Annotated in this window: 22 protein-coding genes; 12 read left to right on the top strand and 10 right to left on the bottom strand. The window is 62.4% G+C overall.

The features are described from left to right. Window positions 1-80 precede the first annotated feature (80 nt). The 5 genes from ccoS to ttcA all read left to right on the top strand — a co-directional run bounded on the left by ccoS (window position 81) and on the right by ttcA (window position 3841). Window positions 81-287, top strand: coding sequence for a cbb3-type cytochrome oxidase assembly protein CcoS (ccoS, locus tag AB7E19_RS05885; protein ID WP_124243799.1), 207 nt, complete (start codon window positions 81-83; stop codon window positions 285-287). Further along, entirely contained in the window at window positions 271-957 is a 687-nt protein-coding gene (locus AB7E19_RS05890) for a sulfite exporter TauE/SafE family protein (RefSeq protein ID WP_202042463.1), read from the top strand. Before ccoS ends, AB7E19_RS05890 begins: the two co-directional genes overlap by 17 nt. A gap of 68 nt (window positions 958-1025) precedes the next feature. After that, complete coding sequence (locus AB7E19_RS05895; protein WP_041215139.1) at window positions 1026-1781, top strand: FNR family transcription factor; 756 nt, start codon at window positions 1026-1028, stop codon at window positions 1779-1781. 136 nt (window positions 1782-1917) lie between these two features. After that, window positions 1918-2865, top strand: coding sequence for a universal stress protein UspE (uspE, locus tag AB7E19_RS05900; RefSeq protein WP_039040780.1), 948 nt, complete (start codon window positions 1918-1920; stop codon window positions 2863-2865). A gap of 67 nt (window positions 2866-2932) precedes the next feature. Then, on the top strand, window positions 2933-3841 hold the full coding sequence (ttcA, locus tag AB7E19_RS05905) for a tRNA 2-thiocytidine(32) synthetase TtcA (protein ID WP_010674783.1): 909 nt from the start codon (window positions 2933-2935) through the stop codon (window positions 3839-3841). 71 nt (window positions 3842-3912) lie between these two features. Here the strand turns inward: ttcA and AB7E19_RS05910 are convergent, their stop codons facing one another. Continuing rightward, entirely contained in the window at window positions 3913-4575 is a 663-nt protein-coding gene (locus AB7E19_RS05910) for a DUF2987 domain-containing protein (protein WP_322131050.1), read from the bottom strand. Between the two features lie 60 nt (window positions 4576-4635). Further along, window positions 4636-5391, bottom strand: a complete 756-nt coding sequence (locus AB7E19_RS05915; RefSeq protein ID WP_042017089.1) for a hypothetical protein — start codon at window positions 5389-5391, stop codon at window positions 4636-4638. A 257-nt stretch (window positions 5392-5648) separates the two neighbouring features. Here AB7E19_RS05915 and AB7E19_RS05920 point away from each other — a divergent pair, with 257 nt between their 5' ends. The 7 genes from AB7E19_RS05920 (at window position 5649) to AB7E19_RS05950 (ending at window position 12409) form a co-directional block, all read left to right on the top strand. Continuing rightward, on the top strand, window positions 5649-6266 hold the full coding sequence (locus AB7E19_RS05920; RefSeq protein ID WP_103243105.1) for a glutathione S-transferase family protein: 618 nt from the start codon (window positions 5649-5651) through the stop codon (window positions 6264-6266). A 245-nt stretch (window positions 6267-6511) separates the two neighbouring features. Continuing rightward, window positions 6512-6931 carry a D-ribose pyranase gene (rbsD, locus tag AB7E19_RS05925; protein ID WP_319859599.1) on the top strand — a complete coding sequence of 140 codons (420 nt, stop codon included), beginning with the start codon at window positions 6512-6514 and terminating at the stop codon, window positions 6929-6931. 21 nt (window positions 6932-6952) lie between these two features. Then, window positions 6953-8482 (top strand): ribose ABC transporter ATP-binding protein RbsA, encoded by a 1530-nt coding sequence (rbsA, locus tag AB7E19_RS05930; RefSeq protein ID WP_322131049.1) that lies wholly within the window; start codon window positions 6953-6955, stop codon window positions 8480-8482. Beyond that, window positions 8479-9447 (top strand): ribose ABC transporter permease, encoded by a 969-nt coding sequence (gene rbsC, locus AB7E19_RS05935; RefSeq protein WP_042879504.1) that lies wholly within the window; start codon window positions 8479-8481, stop codon window positions 9445-9447. The genes rbsA and rbsC overlap by 4 nt, the downstream gene beginning before the upstream one ends. Before the next feature lie 30 nt (window positions 9448-9477). Beyond that, entirely contained in the window at window positions 9478-10353 is an 876-nt protein-coding gene (gene rbsB / locus AB7E19_RS05940; RefSeq protein ID WP_010674790.1) for a ribose ABC transporter substrate-binding protein RbsB, read from the top strand. A 98-nt stretch (window positions 10354-10451) separates the two neighbouring features. Next, a complete protein-coding gene (rbsK, locus tag AB7E19_RS05945; RefSeq protein ID WP_128342452.1) occupies window positions 10452-11384 on the top strand; it encodes a ribokinase in 933 nt (310 codons plus the stop codon). Beyond that, complete coding sequence (locus AB7E19_RS05950; RefSeq protein WP_041211440.1) at window positions 11384-12409, top strand: substrate-binding domain-containing protein; 1026 nt, start codon at window positions 11384-11386, stop codon at window positions 12407-12409. Before rbsK ends, AB7E19_RS05950 begins: the two co-directional genes overlap by 1 nt. Window positions 12410-12498: 89 nt before the next feature. Here the strand turns inward: AB7E19_RS05950 and AB7E19_RS05955 are convergent, their stop codons facing one another. The 8 genes from AB7E19_RS05955 to pheT form a co-directional block, all read right to left on the bottom strand. Continuing rightward, complete coding sequence (locus tag AB7E19_RS05955; RefSeq protein ID WP_322131048.1) at window positions 12499-14148, bottom strand: GGDEF domain-containing protein; 1650 nt, start codon at window positions 14146-14148, stop codon at window positions 12499-12501. Next, window positions 14145-14624 (bottom strand): hypothetical protein, encoded by a 480-nt coding sequence (locus tag AB7E19_RS05960; RefSeq protein ID WP_029314555.1) that lies wholly within the window; start codon window positions 14622-14624, stop codon window positions 14145-14147. Before AB7E19_RS05960 ends, AB7E19_RS05955 begins: the two co-directional genes overlap by 4 nt. An 85-nt stretch (window positions 14625-14709) precedes the next feature. Beyond that, window positions 14710-15483: a Sir2 family NAD+-dependent deacetylase gene (gene cobB, locus AB7E19_RS05965; RefSeq protein WP_041215132.1), complete on the bottom strand. Its 774-nt coding sequence runs from the start codon at window positions 15481-15483 to the stop codon at window positions 14710-14712. A gap of 72 nt (window positions 15484-15555) precedes the next feature. Then, window positions 15556-16170, bottom strand: coding sequence for a GNAT family N-acetyltransferase (locus tag AB7E19_RS05970; protein WP_202042456.1), 615 nt, complete (start codon window positions 16168-16170; stop codon window positions 15556-15558). Beyond that, window positions 16171-17421 (bottom strand): response regulator, encoded by a 1251-nt coding sequence (locus tag AB7E19_RS05975; RefSeq protein WP_322131047.1) that lies wholly within the window; start codon window positions 17419-17421, stop codon window positions 16171-16173. Between the two features lies 1 nt (window position 17422). After that, entirely contained in the window at window positions 17423-21346 is a 3924-nt protein-coding gene (locus AB7E19_RS05980) for an ATP-binding protein (protein WP_322131058.1), read from the bottom strand. Window positions 21347-21400: 54 nt separating this feature from the next. After that, entirely contained in the window at window positions 21401-21697 is a 297-nt protein-coding gene (gene ihfA, locus AB7E19_RS05985) for an integration host factor subunit alpha (protein ID WP_005300715.1), read from the bottom strand. Window positions 21698-21700: 3 nt separating this feature from the next. Next, complete coding sequence (gene pheT, locus AB7E19_RS05990; protein ID WP_427934724.1) at window positions 21701-24088, bottom strand: phenylalanine--tRNA ligase subunit beta; 2388 nt, start codon at window positions 24086-24088, stop codon at window positions 21701-21703. Window positions 24089-24093: the final 5 nt, after the last annotated feature.

Here is a 24093-nt window from a genome sequence, read left to right on the forward strand (position 1 = left end):
AGCCATCTGGCATCCTCCCGGGTGGCGGCACCTCTTGCCTCGCCGGGTTATCATCCCCCTTTCACCACAGGGTCCGCGCCATGAACATCATCTTCGTCCTTATCCCCATCGCCATCCTGTTCGTTGTCATTGCAGGAGCCGTCTTCTTCTGGGCCATCCGCTCCGAGCAGTTCGAGGATCTCGACAGGCAGGGCTCCAACATCCTGTTTGACGAGGAGCAGCGCCCCTTGCCCCCCCCTGAACAACAAGCAGAACAGGAAAGCAAGCCTCATGACCAGCAGCCTTGACCTCATGGGCGCCCTGCTGGTCGGGCTTGCCGGTGCCGGCCACTGTATCGGCATGTGCGGCGGCGTGTCCGCAGCGCTCTCCATGGCCATACCTGCCGAGAAGCAGCATTTTTGGGGCCGACTCGGTTATCTGCTCAACTACAACCTGGGGCGCATCCTGAGCTATGTGCTGGCGGGCGCGCTGGTGGGTGGTTTGCTCGCCACCACCACGGAGATAGGCGCTGGCAAACACGCCCTGGCAGGGCTTCGCTTCATCGCCGCCCTGCTGATGATAGCGCTCGGCCTCTACTTGGCTGGCTGGTGGCATGGCGTCTTGCTGCTCGAGCGCATCGGTGCGAAGTTCTGGCCTCTCATCAAGCCGCTGGCAGGCAGGTTTCTCCCGTTTACATCAGCCTGGCAGGCCCTCCCCTTTGGCATGGTCTGGGGCTGGCTCCCTTGCGGCCTCGTCTACTCCATGCTGACCTGGAGCGCTGCCGCAGGCTCCGCAAGTGGCGGGGCGCTCATCATGCTCTTTTTCGGCCTCGGCACCCTGCCGACTCTGTTTGCGCTGGGGGGGCTGGCAGACCGATTGCGCTACTGGCTCACCCTGCGCAGCCTGCGCCTTGGGGGCGCCTTGCTGCTTATTGCCTACGGGATCCACACCCTCTGGATCGGGATGGCGTCCTTTTGAAACCCTATCCAAAACGGATGAGATGGTGGTAAACTTGTTTGATATAAATCAATTATTCATTTGAGCCTATGATCCCGGACAAGAAACCTGGCAGACGTATTCAGAGCGGTGGCTGTGCAATTCATTGCCAGGATTGCAGCATCAGCCAGCTCTGCATCCCCTTCACCCTGAACGACAACGAGCTCGATCAGCTCGACAGCATTATCGAGCGCAAAAAGCCGATCCAGAAGGGTGAAGAGTTGTTCAAGGCCGGCGACGAGCTCAAGTCGCTCTATGCCATACGTTCCGGGACCATCAAGTCATACACCATCACCGAACAGGGTGACGAACAGATCACCGCCTTCCACCTCGCCGGTGATCTGGTCGGTTTCGACGCCATCCACAAGCAGGCCCACCCCTCCTTCGCCCAGGCGCTGGAAACCGCCATGGTGTGCGAGATCCCGTTCGATGTGCTCGACGACCTCTCTGGCAAGATGCCCAAACTGCGCCAGCAGATCATGCGACTGATGAGCAACGAGATCATGGGCGACCAGGAGATGATACTGCTGCTCTCCAAAAAGAACGCCGAAGAGCGCCTCGCTGCCTTCCTGCACAATCTCTCGGTTCGTTTCTCCGAGCGCGGCTTCTCCGCCAAGGAGTTCCGCCTCTCCATGACCCGTGGGGATATCGGCAACTACCTCGGTCTCACCGTCGAGACCATCAGCCGCCTGCTGGGCCGTTTCCAGAAATCCGGTCTCATCAGCGTCAAAGGCAAATACATTACTGTACTGGACAACGTTGCCTTGGGCGTCATGGCCGGAGCCACTCGTCCTCCCTGCGGTTAATCCCCGTTTATTCCCTTTTTTGCCGGATCGGATCACCCTGAAATTTGATCCGGCACACCTTCCCGTCTCCCCCCTTGGACTAAGCTGTAATAGCTAAAGAGTTGCCATCATTGGCCTTTTTGCCAAGGAGGAGAACATGGTCAAGTACCGAAACATTCTGGTGGTGATCAATCCCGAGGAGGAGCGCCAGATCGCGCTCGAGCGCGCGGTCAAGGTCGCCGAGCTGGATGAGGGCGCCCAGCTGACCCTGCTCCTGACGATTTACGACTTCTCTTACGAGATGACCGCCATGCTCTCGGCAGACGAGCGGGAAGAGATGCGCCATGGTGTCATCGCCCAGCGTCGGGAGTGGCTCGACGAGATCCTCACTCCCTATCGGGCCAGAGGGCTGGAATGCGAAGTGAAAGTGCTCTGGCACAACCGTCCCTTCGAGTGCGTCATTCAGGAAGTGCTGGAGCAGCGTCACGATCTGGTCGTCAAGGCGACTCACAAGCACTCCTTCCTGCAAACCTTCATCTTCACCCCCACCGACTGGCACCTGCTGCGCAAATGCCCCTGTCCGGTTCTGCTGGTAAAAGAAGGGCACTGGCAACGGGGGGGCAACCTGATTGCCGCCATCAACTGCTCGAGCGATGACAAGGAGCAGAAGGTGCTCAACGAGCGGATCACCCGCGAGGGGATCGCCATCGCCGAGCTGCTTGGTGCCAGTCTCTATCTGGTCAACACCTACCCGGGCACCCCGGTCAATGTCGCCATCGAACTGCCAGAGTTCGATCCCAACGCCTACAACGATGCCATTCGCAAACACCATGAAGATCTGCTGCGGGAACATGCCGATCAGTTCGGCATCAACCACATGTGGACCAAGGTGGCGGAAGGCTTGCCGGAGGAGGTGCTGCCGGACATGGCGGACGATCTGAATGCCACCCTGATGATCATGGGATGCGTCGGCCGTACCGGCCTCTCTGCCGCCCTGCTTGGCAACACCGCCGAGCACGTGGTGGACAGGCTCAACTGCGACATTCTCATCCTCAAACCCGACGATTACAGCTGCCCTGTGGATGACAGGCGTCATCCTGCATAAGCGTTTCTTGCCCTCCCCCGGGACATGGCTATAATAAGCCGCTTATTTTTGTCCCGGGTTTGAGGCCATGCTAGAAGAGCTTAACGCCAAAGAGAAATACAGTTTCAACAAGCTGCAGAAACGCCTGCGGCGCAACGTGGGCCAGGCCATCGCCGACTTCAACATGATTGAAGAGGGTGACAAGATCATGGTCTGCCTGTCTGGCGGCAAGGACAGCTTTGCCATGCTCGACATCCTGATGAGCCTGAAGGCCAGCGCCCCCATCCATTTCGATCTGGTGGCCGTCAACCTGGATCAGAAACAACCCGGCTTCCCCGAGCACGTGCTGCCTGAATACCTGAGCACCCTCGGCATCGACTTCAAGATCGTGGAAGAAGATACCTACTCCATCGTCAAGGAGAAGGTACCGGAGGGCAAGACCACCTGCGCGCTCTGCTCCCGCCTGCGCCGTGGCATTCTGTATCGCACCGCCCAGGAGCTGGGTTGCACCAAGATCGCCCTTGGCCATCACCGTGACGACATCCTCGAGACTCTGTTCCTCAACATGTTCTACGGTGGCAAGCTCAAATCCATGCCCCCCAAGCTGGTGAGCGACGATGGCAAGAACGTGGTGATCCGCCCCCTGGCCTACTGCAAGGAGAAAGACCTGGTGCGCTATGCCGAGGTCAAGGCCTTCCCCATCATCCCCTGCAACCTGTGCGGCTCCCAGGAGAACCTGCAGCGCCAGGCCATCAAACAGATGATGCAGGAGTGGGATCGCCGCTTCCCGGGTCGTCTCGAAACCATGTTCACCGCCATTCAGGACGTGATCCCGAGCCACCTGCTCGATCACCAACTGTTTGACTTCAAGAGCATCAACCGCGACTCCGGCATCATCGACGGTGGCGACAAGGCATTTGATCCGCCAGAGCTGCCCAAGGCGCCGCTGCTGGACATCGACGAGATGGACATGCTGGACGTGATTGAGGTGCGCTAAGCCCCGTCACCCACAAAAAAGGAGCGCCAGGCGCTCCTTTTTTCATTCTGGCAATCTGCGGACTCGGGTCGCTACTCCTTGTGCAGCCAGGGGGTCAGGCGCAGGCTCTCCCCTTGCAGTTGCAGCTTGCCCTGGGCAAACCCCTTCAGCTGCGCATTGCTGAGCAGCAGTTGCCCCTGCTGCCAGGAGACGGCCTCCTGACGGGCACCCTCTACAAGGTAGGCTGTGCCTGCGGGCGCCACCATGGAGATCCTCACTCCTTCCATCTTGGGCAGGAAATACTGGCCGACCATGCCGGCCATCTTGTCGAGCAATCGCTGCATCTGCTGCTGGCGCGAGACAAGTTCGACCAGCGGCACCTCGGGTGTGGCGGGGGCGTCAGCCATCACCTGTACCGACAGATCGCAGGCGGCGTGGGCCTCGGTGAGCCCCACCACCACGATCGCCTTGTCGAGGTTGAGATCATCGTCATAGGGCAGACGCAGTTCGCCATCCACCGTGACCTCGGCGGGCACATCCCTGTCCGGGGTCGAGACCCGGGCCGAGGTGAGCCCGCATCGCCGACCGTTCTGTTGACTGGCCAGATAAAAGCCCAGTCTGGCGTGGCCAAATTCCCCCTTGGCGAAGGTCTTCATCTGGCTGTAGAAGGTGCCGTAGTCGAGTTCAAGGGACGGCTCAGCCTGTCCCAGCATGGGTACCAGCAGGAGCGCCGCCATCCCGTATCGCTTGTTCATATGCCATCCTTTTGCATCATGCTCCGGGCGGGTCGACACCGGCTGACCCCTGGTATCCCGTTATGCGTTGAAATGATCCGGGCCCTGCCCGTCGTTGCCACTGGCAACCTCGGTCACTTCGACTGCCACCCCACACAGATCCCGGTAGAGAATGCCCTTGCAGTTGAAGTAGAGCGGCGCCACCCAGATAAGTCCCAGCCCCATGGGGATGAGCGCCAGGAAGAAGAGTGCCAGCATGACCCCGTGCAGCAGCACTATGCTGGGCCAGCCCCGGGCAAAGAGCTTGAGGGAGACCAGAATGGCCTGAGCCGGGGAAAGACCGCGCTCCAGCACCAGAGGTACGGTAAACACCAGCCCCATGCCCACCAGGGCGGAAGGGATGAAGGCCAGCATCACCGGCACGCCCAGCAGCTCGAACAGGGGGCCAAACAGGCTGGTGATGAGGCTGCCGAGCAGACTCAGGCTGCCCAGGCGCAGGAAGTGACGGAAGAAGTCGAATACCTGGCTCGGCCGGGCGCGCACCCCCACCGACTGCTGCAACCCCAGCATGTCGAGGGAGGAGGTCATGGGTGACATGATCACCGTGACCAGCAGGCTCAGGATCAGGGCCATATCCATATCCCCTCCTTCACGGGCGACATAGGGCGTCAGCAAGGTATTGCTCAGCAGGATCCAGATTGCCATGACCCCGGCGATGGCCAGCGCCAATCCGAAACCGGTGCGACGAGTCTGTTGCCACCCCTCTTTCAACACCCCTTGCAGGTCCAGACGATATCCCTGGCTGAGGGACTGTTCGAGGGTTCCACCGATCCGCATTCTATTACTCAATTGACTGTCCAACATTCACTGACGACTGATCCAAGGTGGCACATTATAGCGGTTTGAACCGGCATGCGTAGCCGTTTTTCCTGTTATCTTCCGTTCAGAAAGCCATTGATACCAAAGGCCTTGCAGCCCTTCTTGATGAGGTTCCCCTCACCCTTGGCCCCTCTGTCCAACGGGAGTAGGATGATGGCGTGCGCTGGCGGACGAGATGTCCACTGGCTCTTCTCTCTCACACAAGGAAAACGGTCATGTCCGAACTGACGCTCTATCTTGCCCCCGGTACCTGTGCCATGGCGGTACGCATCGCTCTGGTGGAGGCCGGTGCCCCTCACCTTGTCAAGCGCCTGGATCTGGCCGCTGGTGAACAGCGCAGCCCCGACTACCTCGCCATCAATCCCAAGGGGCGAGTCCCGGCACTGGTGACGGAGCATGGCGTGCTGACCGAAACACCGGCCCTGCTGCTCTACGTGGCCCAGCGTTTTCCTAACGCCGGGCTGGCCCCATTGGATGACCCCTTCCTCCTGGCCAGGATGCAGGAGGTACACAGTTTCCTCGTCTCCACCGTCCATGTCGCCCATGCCCATGGACGCCGTCCCGGCCGCTGGGCCGACGATGAACAGGCCATGGCTGCCATGCAGGCCAAGATGCCGCAGAACATGCGCGATGGCTTTGACCAGGTTGAGCGCCACTATCTGGCCGGCCCCTGGGTACTGGGGGAGCGCTTCAGCCTGGCCGACATCTACCTCTTCGTGATTGCAGGCTGGCTCGAGAGCGACGGGGTGGCCATCAGCGAGTTTCCCAAGGTGGCGGATCACTATCAGCGCATGCTGGCCCGCCCCGCAGTGCAGGCGGCGCTCGCCCTCTGATCTCCTCGCGCCGGGTACGCCTTTTTGTACGGGCAACATCCGGCTACGCCTCTCAGACGGGTGCTCTTATGGCACCCGTTTCTTCTGAAATTGACCTGTCACTGAGATCGTTTTCACATTTTCGTCATCACTGCCTAGACCCGTTAACGGTTAACACCTATCTTTCGCCCTAATGACGCAACCGGTTGCGTAACCGATTGCCCAACTCGATATCCATATGCGGTCCCAGGCCGCCGAGGTGCTGTATGAAACGAGGCAAGCTGCTCAATGCTCCCTTAAGCGCGCTGGTCGCGCAGATGGGCCACACCGACGAGATCACCGTCTGCGACGCTGGCCTGCCCATTCCGACGGGCCCCGAGCGCATCGATCTGGCGCTGATGGCGGGCACCCCCAGCCTTGAAACCGTACTGACCGCCTTGCTCACCGATCTGGTGGTGGAGAAGGTGATCATGGCAAGCGAGATCAAGGCGATCAGCCCCGCCACCCATCAGGCGCTGGTGGATCAGCTGGAGGCGCACGCCGTGGCTCAAGGCAAGCCCATCACCATCGAGTACTGCCTGCACGAAGCGTTCAAGGCTCGCTCCCGCCAGAGCAAGGCGATCGTGCGCAGCGGTGAGGTGACTCCCTACGCCAACCTGATCCTCTGCGCCGGTGTGGCGTTTTAAGCCTCTTCAAGGAAGCTGCAAATGAGCACAACCTCCCCCCTCTCACCCATTCTGGAGCTGACCGGGATCGTCAAGACCTTCCCCGGTGTGCGCGCCCTCGACGAAGCGGGTCTTCGGGTCTATCCGGGCCAGGTGATGGCCCTGCTCGGCGAAAATGGCGCTGGCAAGTCGACCCTGATGAAGGTGCTGACCGGCATCTACCAGGCCGATGCCGGCAGCATCAGCTATCGCGGCCAGCCGGTGCACTTCAAGGGCCCCCGCGACTCTCAGGATCAGGGGATCAGCATCATCCACCAGGAGCTGAACCTGCTGCCGGAATTGTCGATTGCCGCCAATATCTTCCTCGGCCGCGAACCGCGCACCCGTTTTGGCAGCATCGACCACAAGCAGTTGCGTGAGCGTGCCAGCGGTCTGCTGGCGCGACTTGGCGTCAAGCACGGCCCGGATACCCGACTCGGGGATCTCTCCATCGGTGAACAGCAGATGGTAGAGATCGCCAAGGCGCTGTCGTTCGATGCCAGCGTCATCATCATGGACGAGCCCACCGATGCCCTCACCGACACCGAGACCGAGCGGCTCTTCACCGTCATTCGTGAACTGCGCGAGCAGGGGTGCGGCATCGTCTACATCTCCCATCGCTTGAAGGAGATCTTCGAAATCTGCGATCGGGTCACCGTGCTGCGCGATGGCAAGTGGATCGGCGAGCAGGCGGTGAGCGATCTCGATGAAGACAGGATCATCGAGATGATGGTGGGTCGCCGGCTGGAAGAGCAGTACCCGCGCCTCGCCCGCGAGCTCGGCCCGGTCAGCCTGCAGGTGAACGATCTGGCTGGCCCCGGCGTGCGCGGGGTGAGTTTCTCCCTGCGTCAGGGGGAAATTCTGGGCTTTAGCGGCCTGATGGGCTCCGGCCGCACCGAGCTGATGAAGCTTATCTATGGCGCCAGCCCCATCAGCGCCGGTGAAGTGCAAGTTGACGGCCATGCGCTGGTGCCCAAAAGCCCGGCGGATGGGTTGGCCGCCGGCATCGCCTATATCTCCGAGGATCGCAAGGGCGACGGCCTGGTGCTGGAGCTGTCGGTGCGCGAAAACATGAGCCTGTGCGCCCTCGGCGAGTTCATTCGTGGCGGCAAGATTGACGGCAAGGCCGAGCGCCAGGCGGTAGGGGACTATGTGCGTCTGTTCAACATCAAGACCCCGAGTCAGGATCAGCTGATAAAACTGCTCTCCGGCGGCAACCAGCAGAAGGTGGCCATCGCCAAGGGGCTGCTGACCCGGCCCAAGGTGCTGATCCTGGATGAGCCGACCCGCGGCGTCGACGTGGGGGCGAAGAAGGAGATCTATCAGCTCATCAACCAGTTCAAGAAGGAGGGGATGAGCATCATCCTGGTCTCCTCCGAGATGCCGGAAGTGCTCGGCATGAGTGATCGCATCATGGTGATGCACGAAGGGCGCATCAGCGCAGAATTCAACACCCGCGATGCCAATCAGGAGAAGCTGATGGCAGCGGCAGTCGGTAAACAGTGGCAAGCAGAGCAAGAGGCAGCACAATGACAACCCAAACCCTTTCCCGCCGCGGCGTCATGAGCAAGGCCTGGTGGATCGAGAACAAGTCCCTGGTCGCGCTGCTGGTGCTGATCGGCGTGGTCTCCTTCCTGAGCCCCAACTTCTTCACCGCCGACAACCTGCTCAACATCCTGCGCCAGACATCGGTCAACGCCATCATGGCGGTCGGCATGACGCTGGTCATCCTCACCGCCGGCATCGATCTGTCGGTCGGCTCGGTACTGGCCTTGTGCGGCGCCCTGGCCGCCACCATGGTGGCCATGGAGCTGCCCATCGGCCTGGTGATCCCCCTCACCCTGGGGGCCGGCGCCCTGCTTGGCAGCATCAGCGGCCTCATCATCGCCAAGGGCAAGGTACAGGCGTTCATCGCCACCCTGGTCACCATGACCGCCCTGCGCGGCGTCACCATGGTCTACACCGAGGGGCGCCCCATTTCCACCGGCTTCAGTGACGGCGCCGATCACTTCGCCTGGCTCGGGACCGGCTACCTGCTGGGTCTGCCGGTGCCCATCTGGCTGATGGCCATCGTCTTCCTGCTGGCCTGGTACCTGCTCAACCATACTCGCCTGGGCCGCTACATCTATGCCCTCGGCGGCAACGAATCGGCCACCCGCCTCTCCGGTATCAATGTGGCTCGGGTCAAGCTCGCGGTGTATGGTCTGTGCGGCATGCTGTCGGCACTGGCCGGACTCATCGTCACTTCCCGCCTCTCCTCCGCCCAGCCCACTGCCGGCATGGGGTACGAGCTGGATGCCATCGCCGCCGTGGTGCTGGGGGGCACCAGCCTGATGGGGGGCAAGGGCCGTATCATGGGTACCCTGATCGGTGCCCTCATCATCGGCTTCCTCAACAATGCCCTCAACCTGCTCGACGTCAGCTCCTATTACCAGATGATCGCCAAGGCCAGCGTGATTTTGCTTGCCGTGATGATCGATAACAAAAGCAACCGTTAACAAGCCACGCCACACACAAGGAATGAAATGATGAAAAAGCTCAATACCCTGCTCGCTGCCGCCATCATGTCCGTGCTGGGCACCGCCCAGGCCGCGGATCACACCCTGGCGATGGTGGTCTCCACCCTCAACAACCCCTTCTTCGTCACCATGAAGGAGGGGGCCGAAGCCAAGGCCAAGGAGCTTGGCTACGAGCTGGTGGTGCTGGACTCCCAGAACGACCCGGCCAAGGAGCTCTCCAACGTGGAAGATCTCACCGTGCGCAAGGTCAACGCCATCCTGATCAACCCGACCGACTCCGAAGCGGTGGGCAACGCCATTCGCCTGGCCAACAAGGCGAACATCCCGGTGCTGACCCTGGACCGCGGCGCAGCCCAGGGTGACGTCAAGGCCCACATCGCCTCTGACAACGTGGCCGGTGGCAAGCTGGCTGGCGACTTCATCGCCGAGAAGCTGGGCAGCGGTGCCAAGGTGATCCAGCTGGAAGGGATCGCAGGTACCTCCGCCGCCCGTGATCGCGGCGAAGGCTTCGCCCTGGCGGTCACCGCCAACAAGCTGCAGGTGCTGGCCTCCCAGCCCGCCGACTTTGATCGCACCAAGGGTCTGAACGTCATGGAGAACCTGCTGGCCGCCCATCCGACCGTGCAGGCAGTGTTCGCCCAGAACGACGAGATGGCGCTGGGTGCCATCCGCGCCGTGCAGGCCGCCGGCAAAGAGGTGATGATCGTGGGCTTTGACGGCACCGACGATGGCAAAGCCGCCGTGGCCAAGGGTAAACTGGCCGCCACCGTGGCCCAGCAGCCCGCCCTCATCGGCGCCATCGGCGTGGAAACCGCCGACAAGGTGCTCAAGGGTCAACCGGTGGAAAAATCCATCCCGGTACCGCTGCAAATCGTCAACAAGTAAGTTGTTGGGGGGAGGTTCGCCTCCCCTCTCTTTTTCCGCCAGTGCCGCCTGGTCTAGGTCCACCCAGACCAGGATGTACTCAACCAAGGGTGATAGGAATGAATCGTCTCGTAGTCCTCGGCAGCGTGAATGCGGATCATGTGCTGCGCGTCCCCCACTTTCCCCGCCCCGGTGAAACCCTGACCGGCCACAGCTATCAGGTCGTTCCCGGCGGCAAGGGTGCCAATCAGGCGGTGGCCGCCGCTCGGTTAGGTGCAGAAGTCTCCTTCATCGCCCGCATCGGTGATGATGCCATCGGCCACCAGATGAAAACCGGGTTTGCCAACGACGGCATCGACGTCAGCGCCGTCGAACTCGACCCCAGGCTCCCCACCGGCATCGCCATCATCTATGTGAGCGACGAGGGGGAGAACAGCATCGGCATCTCCGCCGAAGCCAACGGCGCCCTCACCCCGGCCGTGGTGCAAGGTCACGAGGCGATGATCGCCGCCGCCCACACCCTGCTGCTGCAACTGGAAGTGCCGCTCGAGAGCGTGGAGGAAGCGGCCCGTCTGGCCCGTGCCCACGGCACCCGGGTGGTGCTCAACCCCGCCCCCGCGCGCCCGCTCTCAAGGGATCTGCTGGCGCTGGTGGACCTCATCACCCCCAACCAGACCGAGGCCGAGCTGCTGACCGGCGTCAAGGTGACGGACGAAGCGAGCGCCCGGGAGGCTGCCGCCCGCTTCCACCAGATGGGCATCGGTGAGGTGATGATCACCCTGGGGTCTCAAGGGGTCTATTGCAGCAAGGGGCAGCAACAGGCGCTCATGCCGGGTTTTCGGGTCAAGGCGGTGGATACCACGGCGGCCGGGGATACCTTCAACGGCGCCTTCCTGGCGGCCGAGCTAGCGGGCGCCGACTTTGACGCTGCCGTACGCTTTGCCCACGGGGCGGCGGCACTCTCCGTCACCCGGTTTGGTGCCCAGAGCTCCATTCCGAGCAAGCAGGAGGTCGATGCCTTCCTCCTTGAACAGACTGCGCAGGGGCACTGATGGCCAATATCAAGGAGGTGGCCGCGCTGGCGGGGGTGTCGACCACCACCGTCTCCCACGTCATCAACGAGACCCGCTTCGTCGCCGAAGAGACCCGGGAGCGGGTCTTCGCGGCCATGCGCGATCTCAACTATGCCCCGAGCCTGGTGGCCCGCAGCCTCAAGGTAAAGGAGACCAACAGCATCGGCATGCTGGTCACCACCTCCAGCAACCCCTTCTTCGCCGAGGTGGTGCGCGGGGTGGAGCGCTACTGCTTCGAGCAGGGTTACAACCTGATGCTGGGCAACACCGAAGGACAGGCCGAGACCGCGCTCTCCTACCTCAAGATGATGCTCAGGAAACGGGTCGACGGCCTGCTCATCATGTGCAGTGAAGGGCAGCAGGAGGTGTTCAACCAGCTCGACTGGCTCAAGAGCCTGCCGGTCGTGGTGATGGACTGGGGCATGGAGAACGGCGAGGTGGATCTCATCGCCGACAACTCCCATCGTGGCGGCTACCTGGCAACCCGCCATCTGCTCGGGCTGGGTCACACTGCCATCGGTTGCATCACGGGCCCCCACAGCCGCGCCCCGGCCAACCAGCGCCAGGCGGGTTTCGAGCAGGCGATGCAGGAGGCCGGGCTCACCGTCAATCCGGGCTGGATCCAGGAGGGAGACTTTGACTGCGCCAGCGGTGCCGCCGCCATGACCCGCCTGCTGGCACTGCCAGAGCGTCCCACCGCGCTGTTTGTCTGCAACGACATGATGGCCATGGGGGTCATCAGTGCCGCCCATCAGGCGGGCCTGGTGATCCCCCGCGATCTCTCCATCGTCGGCTATGACAACGTGGCGCTGGCCCAGTTCATGTCTCCCCCGCTCACCACGGTCAATCAACCGAAAGAGGAGCTGGGCCGCCTGGCCGTCACCCGGCTGCTGGCGCGTATCAACGGCGAGCCTATCGCGAACCGCATGATCACCGTGGACCCGGACCTGGTGATCAGACACTCCTGCGCTCCCTTTTCCTCACCGGACAGCAAACCAGTTTAAGTGTCAGCAAGCAGCAGAAGGGCGGCCATGAGCCGCCCTTCTGTGTATTGTCTCCTTGGTATCGGCCCCGAGACTGTATAAGCCACCACTCAACTCAGCTTGAGATCATCCTCTTGCTGCGCCTCTCCCCGGGGAGCCAGGCGCAGCAGCCCCAGCGCCGTTGCCAACGGCTGGAGCAGCGCCTCGTACCCGGAGGGTGCTGGCAGCCAGTAGCGAATTGGCCAGCCCGCCTGCAGCAGTTCGGGGGCGCTGCTGCCAAGCTCGCTCAGCGCCAGCATGCAGCCACACTCGCGCATCTTCTCAAGCAGGGTGGCATCCGGTATCAGCGCAGGCAATGCCAGAATCAGCCTCCTCTGTGGCAAGGGGGGCAGGCTCGCCAGCAGAGGGGTCAGTTGGGCAGGCTGATGAAGCCTTACCAGCAAGGTGCCACTGCATGGCTCTTCTGTCAGCCATCGCGCCATCACGGGCCCAAGGACACCACGCTCCTGCATCCAGCCCACGTCACAGGGCTGCTGGCTCACCCGCCAGCGCAGGCTGATCGCCGTCACCGGCACGCCCTGCTCGTCTCTCATCGGCTCGCAGAGGGTCTCCAGGGGGGAAGGGGCGGCCCCCGCCAGCCATTCCCGCAGTTGGTGCAACTGCCGCTGGGCCATGTGGAGGTCAGCCTTCATCGCACTCTGATACCACACCAGGGTGGTCCCCTCACGCTTGGCCTCGTTCAATGCCAATATGGCCTGCTCCAATAGCTCATCGGCATCCTCGCCACCCTCGCACCTGGCCACTCCGAAGCGACACGCCAGATCAAAGCTGCTTTCCCGGGTCACGAACTCAAACTGCAACAGGCTCACCATGGCCGCCATGCGGGCATCGAGATCTCCCTCTTCGTCGTCCAGCACCACGGCGAACTCATCGCCCCCCAACCGGTACGCACGGCCGGGGCATGCCTGACGCAACCGGGCCGCGACCGCCTGCAGCAGGCGATCACCAACCTGGTATCCGAGCAGATCATTGACCTGCTTGAACCGCTTCAGATCCAGCACCGCCAGCGCCTGGACCCGATCTTGCAGCAGGGATTGCCTGAGCTGCCCCTGCAAGGCCCGACGGTTGCCAAGCCGGGTCATGGGATCGAGCAGGGAGAGGCGACGATTCTGCAGATTGGTTCGAATGAGAGCAAAGACCAGCACACAGCCCATCACCAGCAGGATCAACTGCCAGATCTGGATCCAGAACAGGCTCTGACGCAACTGGTTGAGGGAGGCTTCCCGCTCCTGGCCGGAAAGGATCTGATCCCCAATCTGCTCCACCTGATGGATCAAACCGGTCAGCCGGACGAGGGCAAGATCGAGGGCTTTCCCCCTCTTCAGCTCCCCGGACTGCATCTGGGGATCCAGCCCTTTGAGTTCGTCAAAGAGCCGTTCAAGCACCTCCCCCAACCCATGCCTCGCCCGCGCATCGGCGGTCTCGGTACTGATCAGGAACACATCCAGCCGGTTCCACAACAGATCGTAATCCAGGCTCAGGGCCGCCATGTCGAGCGCCCCGGCACGGTAGAGGCGCACATCATAGAGAAAGCGCTGGGACTCCTGCATTACCTGGCTGATGTTCCAGTGGGTGTTGCGGTAGAACATGTCAACGAGCTGTTCGTGCCGACTCTGCAGCAGCAGCCCCCAGAGGGACGAGAAGAGAAACAGCAGGGAAATGGCTGCAAGCAGCAGGTTATCTCGCTGTCGTCGCGTCACGGGACAACCTCGATGCGGATCACCTGCCAGACCATGTTGTTGTGGATGGCGGACACATCCATGTCGGGATGAGCCGAGAGGGGGACCAGCAGCCAGAGCGGCCCTTTATTGCGACGGGTGAGCGGTTTGTCATCCTGGTAACGCACCAGGGTCAGCGGCACCTTGGCAAACAGGGAGAGATCGACCCGCTGCTGGTAGCCATTGAGTGCGGCGACATCGATGGCGCTGGCACTATCCACCTGCTGCGCCGCCAGCACGCTCTTCAAGGTCGGGCCACGATAGCGGTGAGTGCCGAGGGTCCAGGGCGTCGCCGTCTCGAACTCCACTTGTGGCAAGGCTGCCAACGCCGCCTCATCCAGGGTGATTTCCCGCTTGTCCGGCAGGATCAGTTGCAATAGCGAAGAGGAGGAAGCCTGGGTACCGAACGAGAAAAGCACCAGCAGGAGAGAGGCCATCCCGCGCGTTGGAAAGTTCATGACATGTTGTGCCAACTGCATCTTGAAGTTAGGTGTCAGTGTGGCGATTTCAGTGGGTCAATGCAACTGTGTGAAAAATCAATAGTTATGGGCCCCGCATCTCCATCCAGTTATGTCCCTCGACGGTGAGAGGCTGATGCACACCGCAACTTTGCAGGAGTTCATCCACAAAAGCGGGCACCAGCAAGGAAGCCGGACCATAACGTTTTTCATCAAACTGGCTGCCCACTTCGCTCGGCTCCAGATTGAGCTCCACCGTATGGGCACCGTTCAGGCCGGCCTCATGGACGAATCCGGCGGCAGGGTAGACCGCCCCGGAGGTCCCGATGGAGATGAAGAGATCGCACTGAGCCAGAGCCGAGTAGATGCGGTCAAGCCCGAGGGGCATCTCCCCGAACCAGACCACATGGGGGCGCAGCGGGTGGGGAAACTGGCAGCAGGAACACAGCTCTTCCTGATGGAGATCCCCGCGCCACTCGATCACCTGACCCGAGCCCGGGCAGCGGGCCTTGAGCAACTCGCCGTGCATGTGGATGAGGTTCTTGCTGCCGGCACTCTCGTGCAGGTTGTCGATGTTCTGGGTGACCAGGGTGACGCGCCCCGGCAGCAGGCGCTCCAGACGGGCCAATGCATAGTGGGCCGGATTGGGGTGGATCTCGGCGCGCTGCAACTGATGGCGCCGTGCATTGTAGAAACGTTGTACCAGTTCGGGATCCCGCGCATAGCCTTCAGGGGTGGCCACGTCCTCCACCCTGTGCTCTTCCCACAGGCCATCACAGGCCCGGAAGGTCTTGATACCGGATTCGGCCGAGATGCCGGCACCGGTGAGGATCACGATATGTTTGGCTGACTGCACCATGGTTGTTCTCCTCCAACGGGTAACAGGCTGACCTTAGCACAGGAGCAAGAAGCGGCCCATTCGCCCTTGGTCTTAGGTCGATGGGAGCACAAAGCTCGCCATGGGCGCGAGATCCAGCCTGGCAAAGACCATCTCCCGTCCTGTCACCAGGGTAAGCGGCAACCCGAGCCCCTTGAGCAGAGCCAGCATGGGGCGATTCTGGCCGAGCACTTCCGCCGTCCACTCCCGGATCCCCTCCCCGTATGCCAGTCGCGCAAGCGCCAGCAGGATGCGACGCCCGGCGCCGCGATGCTGAAAATGATCCGCGACGATGCAGGAGAACTCGGCCCTGTCCGGGTGCAGGCGCCGGCGCACGGACTGGGCCATGGCAAGCGGCGTCCCCTGCTCGTCGGTCAGCAGCAATCCTATCTGGGGTTCTCTGGGGTAGTCGAGAAAGAAGGTGAGCTGCTCGGCCGTCGCAGGCTGCTTGGCCCGCATGAAGCGCAAATAGACGCTCTGCTCGCTCAGGGCGTCATAGGCCGCGCTTATCCGCTCCGGGTCGCTGCCCGCCAGCTCCTGCAAGCGGCAAATCAGCCCCCCCACCACCATCGTCATCGGCAGGTCGCCCCGTGAGGCGGGAGCCGTCCAACCCGTCATCCCCTGCCACAAGCGCGTCTCATCGAGCGGCCAGCAAAGATAGCGAGCCATTCACCAGCGCCCTGCCACGCCGCGATCCTGCCACTGGGCGGCATCCTGCAGGTTGAAGGGGTCGTCGAGGTAGAGCGCGATGCCAAGCTCCCGGGAGCGCTGGATGAAGCGGGCCAGCAAGGAGTCGGCTGCCATCGCCTCCAGCTCGGGCAGCAGGTGTTGCCCGAGCAGCAGGGATTGCAACGGCAGACGCTCGATGAGATCAAACGGCAGGTGCTGGGCATGATCGAGCAGCAGCGCGAGTCTGGCCCCCGCGAGGCTCGCCTGCAGCACCAGGGCGAAACGGTCCGCCTGGCTCAGCAGGTGATCCCGTCGGTGGATGACCAGGGTCAGCTCGCTTGCTTCTCGTCCATGCTGCTCGAGCCAGAGCTTGAGCGGCTCCCAGTGAGGGGAAAGGCCGCTCAGGCTCAGCCAGATCGGCAGCGTGCAGGAGGCCGCATCTGCCAGCAGCCCAAGCTGTCCTCTCGCCTCTCCCTGCCAGCTACGCACGGTGCGCTTGAGCCCGCCCAGCCTGCGCTGACGCTGGGGGCCAAGATAGAGCATCTTGAGCAGACGTAGCAGATCGTCGCTTTGCAGCGGCTTGGCCAGGGCGGCCAGCACGTTGAAACCCGCATCGTGCAGGAGACGCCGGGCGCCGTCTATCAGGGTCTGATCATGAGCGGAAAGCAGGATGATGGGCAGACCGCTGTGGCGATACTGGGGATGGCTCATCAGCAGGCTGATGGCATCCTGCTCCGCCAGACTGAGATCACAGATAAGCAATCTCACGCCCCCCTCTTCCAGCGCCTTGAGGCACCCTTCGCCATCCTGAACCCAGTGGCAGGGCAACCCCAGTCCCTGGATCTCCTGCTGAATACAGGCTCCCTGGAAGGGGTGATCTTCGAGCAGCAGGATCTGGCACTGGGCGAGCCAGGCACGCCACCCCTGCTCCCGTGCCTGCAACCCCTCGAGCCAGGGATCGCTGAGGCGATAGATCCCCACCCCGGGAGCCAGCAGATGAGGCAGATAGTCGGCCCCCTGATGAGAGGCAGGATCGAACAGGGCGATGGCCCCGGCGGCAAACAGCCCTTCCCATTGCCAGCCGGCATCGGGTCGGGTGCGGTGCAGATTGGCATAGGCCGGCAGGCCCGCCCCCTTGACCGCCTGATGGGAGACGGCGTCCAGGGCATAGACGCTGACCGGGTAAAACGTTGGCTCCTGGCTGTCATCAGACTCCAGCAAGGCCATCAACTCTTCATCTGTGATGATCATGTCATGCTCTCTCGCCCAGTTGTCGGCAGACCTCTTCCACGCACTGCCTCAAGGCGGCTCCAAGGGGATGCCCGGGGGCCTCCTGCCAACGGTCGATCACCTCTACCAGGGGGGTAGCCCCCACCATTTTGGCGGCCCCCTTCATCTTGTGTAAAGCCGTATTGAGGGCCTTCTCGTCCCCTTGTGTGACACACCGCTCAATGTCGGCCAGATCCTGGTGAACCGATGCCAGATAGATGTCAACGAGGGCCGGGCTGAGGGACACGGGCAGGGAAAGGGCTGCCGTTGGCTGCGGTGCCTTCCCCCCGTCATGGGGGCCAAAGACGGTACGAAGCAGTACGGCCAGATCCCTGAGCAAGACGGGTTTGTCCAGATGGCCCTGACAGCCGCATTCCGCCAGTCGCTGCGCCGCCTGCTCGCTGAGATCCGCAGTGATCACGTAGACGGGTAGATGCTGCCAGCGTTCATCGGCGTGCAATTGCCTGCAGAGCTCGGCGCCGTCCATCACCGGCATCTGCAGATCCGTCAGCACCAGATCCACCGACTCCGATTGCAGGATCTCCAGTGCCAGACGGCCATTGGCCGCGCTCAATACCCGGGCCCCCAGCTGACCCAGCTGCATGCTGATCAGCATTCTGTTCACCTCGTGATCTTCCACCAGCAGCACCCGCCTGCCTGCCCCCGGCAGGTCCGTGATCTCCTCGGCGCCACGGACGAGTCTGGGCTGCAGCAGGCTGACCACGGAGCCCGGGATCCAGGGTTCCCCCTGCCAGTACCAGGCGCGCAAGCCCCCATCGTCCTGCATGGCCCCAAGGCAAGGTGCCGCCGGATCCTCGGCCACGCCAAACTCTGCGAGCCAGGCCCGCATATATTCGAGCTCCCCGGGCAACAGTTGCAGGGAGACCGTCTTGACGCGCGGTTGCCAGGGCGCCTTCTCCTGCGCATGCCTGAGGGGCAACGAGCAGAGGAAACGGCTACCCCCGCGAGCCAGAGGCTCGACCCGGATCTCGCCCCCCATCTGCTCCATCAACTGGCGGCAGATGGCTAGCCCAAGCCCGGTTCCCTGGGCTCTGGGCTGGCCAGGCTCCTCCCCTTGTTCGAAGGGCAGGAACAACCGGGGCAACAGCTCGGCACTGATCCCGGGCCCCTCGTCATCCACCCCGCACACAATCCACTCCCCTTGTCGCCGGGCCCAGAGCACCACCTCTCCCCGCTCGCTGAACTTGATGGCGTTGGAGAGCAGGTTGTGCAGCACCTGTTGCACCCGGTGGGGATCGAGTTCCATCAAGGCGGGCAGCGCCGGGTCGAGCGCCAGGCGCAGTTGCAGATGGCGGGATCGCGCCTTGGACCAGTGCACCGCCGCCACGTGCTCGCACAGCTCCACCAGATCCGTGGGCTGTACGGAGAGGCGCAACTGACGCGTCTCGTTGCGGCTGAAGTCGAGCACATCGTTGAGCAGTCCGAGCAGTTCATTGCCCGCCTGTCTGACATGGGCCAGAGCCGAGGCCTGCTCTGCATTGAGTCCGGTCTGCTCGAGCCACTCCAGCAAGCCGAGCATGGCGTTCATGGGGGTGCGGATCTCGTGGCTCACGGCGGCCAGGAAGCGTCCCTTGGCAAGCACGGCCTGCTGGGCCTGCTCGTGGGAAAGTTGCAGGGAGTGCTCCTGCTCCACCCTGGCCGTCACATCCTGCACCACCCCGTAGATCCGCCACCCCTCCCCCTGACGGCGCCCCCTGCCGGAAAATTGCAGCCAGCGAGTTCCCTTGGCGGGGTGCTGATAGCGCAGCAGATGGGAGAAAGGTCGCCCGGCTTGCAGCATGGCCAGCATGGGGGCTCGCATCTCGCGCCTGTCCTGGTGGGAGATGCGAGTCAGGGTCTCGTTGGGATTGACCCGGATCTGCTGGCTCGCCAGCCCCAGCAGTTCGTGACTGCCCCGGCTCACAAACTCCACACGGGTGATGGCTCCCCCCAGCAGGGTGAATTGCAGCACCACACCGGGCACCGTATTGGTGAGGGCGCGCAGGCGCCGCTCTGCCTGACGCAGCAGGCGGGTACGCTCGCGCAGGGCGCTGATGTCGGAGAGGGCGATCAGATCCCCTGCCGGTGCCTGGGGGCCCAGTCGCAAGGGGATCTGGGCATAGGAGTAGACCTGCTCGTGCAGCGCCAGCTCCCCTTCGGCGCCCTGCAACTGTGGCGCGGGCAGCACCAGATCGGCGGCGTAGCGCGCCTCCATGCGCTTGGCCCGCTTGTTGCGCTTGATCACCTCCCCTTTGTTATTGCGCAAGAACACGGGAACGGGGAGCGCCTGGAAGAGAGACTCCCTGAACTTGCTTTCCAGCGCCAGCGCCTGCTCCACCTTGTGACGCTCGCGGGCCTCCTGGGCCAGTTGCTGACGGGATCGCCAGACTGACCAGATCACTGCCATGCTGATCAGCAGTGCCAGCAACACGGAGCCAAGCCAGAAACCGTAGCTGACCCCTTCCTGCTGGTTGACCACCAGGCGGCGCCAGCGTTGCACCAGCTCGTCCACCTGCCGATCATTGAGGGTCATCAGGCTCTGATCCAGCACCCCTGCCAGGCTGGTCTGTTCCGGCCGGATGGCAAAGCCGAGGCCGAAACGCTCCGGCAATTCGGTGATGGTCAGCTCGCTCAACTGGTTGTTTCGAATGGGATATTGGAGCTGATACAACTCCGCCAGCATGGCCTGGGCATCCCCATGCCGCACCGCCACCAATCCCTGCAGCAGGTTGTCGGTCACCTCCCACTCATGCTGGCCGAACCGGGCAAGCAGGCCGGGATCATAGAGCATTCTCGGGACCACCACCTTGCCACTGACGTCCGCGAGGGAGACAGGCCCCCTCTTGCTGCGACTGACCAGAGCATAGCGGCTGGTCGCCACCATCCTAGTGAAGTCGAACTCCTTGTTCAGGGCGGCGGACTCCATCAGCCCGACCATCATGGCGGCATCGCCACTGCGCAGCAATGCCAACGCCTCCTCCCGGCTAGCGGCGGGCACCAGCTCGAAGCGCAGTCCCGTCTGCCGACTCACTTCCCGCAAGACGTCCGCACTCCAGCCAATGAGCTCTCCCTGCTGGTTGACGCCGCTGTATGGCATGAAACCGGGATCCGCCACCATCTTGATGGTGTGGGCCTTGCCGACCAACCAGGCCTGCTCCTTGTCGGTAAAATGCAGGGGATTCACATCCTGCTCACCCTGAGGCAGATACTTGCCCAGATCCCGGTAGAGACTGCCCGGCGGCAAATAGCGGATGGCCGTATCCACCAGCTCCAGCAACTCGGGCTGGTTGCGCATCATCAGCCGGTAGCTGATGACCAGATCATCGCTGCGAAGACGGCGAAGGCGCAGCCCTTCATCCGGGAATTCCCGCATCAGATAGCGCAGTTGCAGATAATCGCCGAGATAGGCGCTGCCCTTGCCGGCCACCAGGGCACCATACCAGTTCTCGGCATCGGTCAGCTGTTGCTGGGATGAACCAGGATAGAGACGCTTCAGGATCTCCTGGGCCTGCCAGATAGGTGACACCAGAAACTGCGCCTGATCGAGCTCACCCCGATAGAGGATGGCGGACTCCGCTTCCATCATGGCCCGACTCAAGACGGTATCGCTCGAGTTCGACCGGGCAGGCCCGACGTGAGGAATGAGATCGCAGCGCCCGTTCAGCAGATCCTGCGTCATGGCTGCCCAGCTCGGCCGCTTCTCGACATGCACCGGTACCGGCAACAGCTCTGCCAACCGCGTCATGCGATCGATAAGCAGGCCCCCCTCCGCCTCCAGATAGGGAGGACGTTGCAGGGCCGGGTAACAGAAGGTCAGTCCGGTGAGCGAATCGGCATAAGCCTGGGCACCCGGTGACAGCGGGAGTATGGCAGCACGCAGTGGCAAGGCCAGCAGCGCGCCGGACAACAGAAGGATTTTTATCATCTGAATGGAAAAGCCAGGCGATTGCCTGGCTTTTTGTCACTCGTTGGGTTCAACATTTTCTACCCTGGCCTTGAGCTTCTGGCCGGGCCGGAAGGTCACCACGCGACGGGCGCTGATGGGAATATCCTCCCCCGTCTTGGGGTTGCGTCCGGGACGCTGGTTCTTCTCGCGAAGATCGAAGTTACCGAAGCCGGAAATCTTGACCTGTTCGCCACGCTCGAGCGCCTGTCTGATCTCCTCAAAGAAGGCTTCCACCATATCTTTGGCTTCACGCTTGCTCATCCCGAGCTGGGTGAACAGGTGCTCTGCAATGTCGGCTTTGGTAAGCGCCATAGATCAATCCCTCAAGGATGCATTCAACTCTTCACCGAGGGCCCGCACGACATTGTCCACGGTCTCGGCGATCTCTTTCTCCTCCAGGGTGCGCTGGGTGTCTTGCAACACCAGGCTGATGGCCAGGCTCTTCTTGTCCTCTGCCATACCAGCGCCCTGGTATACGTCGAACAAGTTTATTCCAACTAACTGATTTCCGCCAACTTTTTTAATTACTGCCAGAACGTCGCCTGCCAGGATCTGTCTGTCAACCACCACGGCGATGTCGCGACGGTTGGCCGGGAACTTGGATACTTCGGCAGCAACCGGCACCTTGGCCGGCGTCAGTTTGTCCAGCTCCAGCTCGAACATGACAGCGCGGCTCTTGAGCCCCAGCTTCTTCTCGAGGCTCGGGTGGATCACGCCGATGTGGCCGATCACGACGCCATTGCGCAGAATGGCTGCACTCTGGCCCGGATGCAGGGCACTGTGCTCGGTGCGCTCGAAGGTGAAGGTAGCCCCTTCTGCAGTCAGATCCAGTACCGCTTCCAGGTCACCCTTCAGATCGAAGAAGTCGACGGGACGGGCCTTGACATCCCAGTGCTCGTCCCCCTGGTTGCCGGTGATGATGCCGGCCAGCATGGGTTCCTGACGGATGCCGTTCTCGGCATTCTCGTCCTTGATGAAACGCAGGCCCTGCTCAAACAGGCGCACGCGTGGCTGCTGACGGTTCTGGTTGTAGACCACCGCCTGCACCAGACCCGGGAACAGAGAGACGCGCATGGCGGACATCTCGACCGAGATCGGGTTCGGCAGCACGATGGCATCGCTCTGCGGGAACAGGGTCTGCTGAGCCTTGGGATCCACGAAGCTGTAGGTGATCGCTTCCTGGAAACCGCGGTCAACCAGCAGGTCGCGCACCCGCTTCAGGGTCACCTGTCCTTCAGCCTGCTCCACCATCGCCAGAGAGGCGGCGGGTTTCAGGTTCGGGATGTTGTTGTAGCCGTAGATGCGGGCCACTTCCTCGATGAGGTCTTCCTCGATGGCGATGTCGAAACGCCAGGAGGGAGCCAGCGCGGTCCAGCCGTCAGTATCCACGGTTACCTGCATGCCCAGACGAGTCAGAATTTCGACCACCTGCGCATCCGCCACGCTGATGCCGATCACCTTGTCGAGCTTGGTGCGGCGCAGCTTGATGGGGGCAGCCTTGGGCAAATGGGCATCGGATTTGACTTCGATGACCGGACCCGCTTCACCGCCGCAGATGTCCAGCAGCAGACGGGTGGCACGATCCATCACCTTGGCCTGCAGCTCGGGATCCACCCCGCGCTCGAAGCGGTGGGAAGAATCGGTATGCAGACCGTAGGCACGGGCACGGCCGGTGATGGAGAGCGGCGCGAAGAAGGCGCACTCCAGCAGGATGTCGGTGGTGGTCTCGGAGACACCGGTGCGATCGCCGCCGAAGATGCCGGCCATGCAGGCAGGGCCTTTGCCATCGGCAATCACGAGCGTGGTCTCTTTGAGCTTCACCTCGTTGCCATCGAGCAGGGTCATGGGCTCGTCGGCACGGGCGCGACGCACCACCAGTTCCCCTTCAAGCGTCGCCAGGTCGAAGGCGTGCATCGGCTGGCCGTATTCCAGCAGCAGGTAGTTGGTGATGTCAACGATGGCGTCGATGGAACGAATACCGCCACGGCGCAGCTTCTCCTGCATCCAGAGCGGGCTCTGGGCGTGCAGGTTCAGCCCCTTGATGACACGGCCGAGATAACGGGGGCAATCTGCCGGCGCTTCAACCCGGATCGGGAAGGTTGCATCGATAGTGGCAACAGCCGGCGCCCAGGTTGGCTCGACCACATCCACGCTGTTGAGCACGCCGATTTCACGGGCAAGACCCGCGATGCCGAGGCAGTCGGCACGGTTCGGGGTCAGATCCACATCGATGCTGACGTCGTTGAGCGCGAGGTATTCACGGATATCGGTTCCGATGGGGGCATCAAGCGGCAGCTCGATGATGCCATCGGCTTCGACGTCGATGCCCAGCTCGCTGAAGGAGCAGAGCATGCCGTGGGACGGCTGGCCGCGCAGCTTGGCTTTCTTGATGGTGAAATCACCCGGCAGGGTCGCCCCGACCTTGGCCACGCACACTTTGAGGCCGGCGCGGCAGTTCGGCGCACCGCAGACGATGTCCAGCAGCTCGGCCTCGCCCACATTGACCTTGGTCACCCGCAGCTTGTCGGCGTCCGGGTGCTGGGCGCACTCGACCACTTCACCCACCACCACATTGTTGAACTGGCCGGCCACCGCTTCCACGGCGTCCACTTCCAGACCGGCCATAGTGATCTGCTCGGCCAGTACATTGTCACTCAACTCGGTGCGGACCCACTCCATCACCCAGGATTTACTGAATTTCATGTTCT

Source organism: Aeromonas sp., assembly GCF_050252055.1.
Lineage (GTDB): Bacteria > Pseudomonadota > Gammaproteobacteria > Enterobacterales > Aeromonadaceae > Aeromonas > Aeromonas caviae.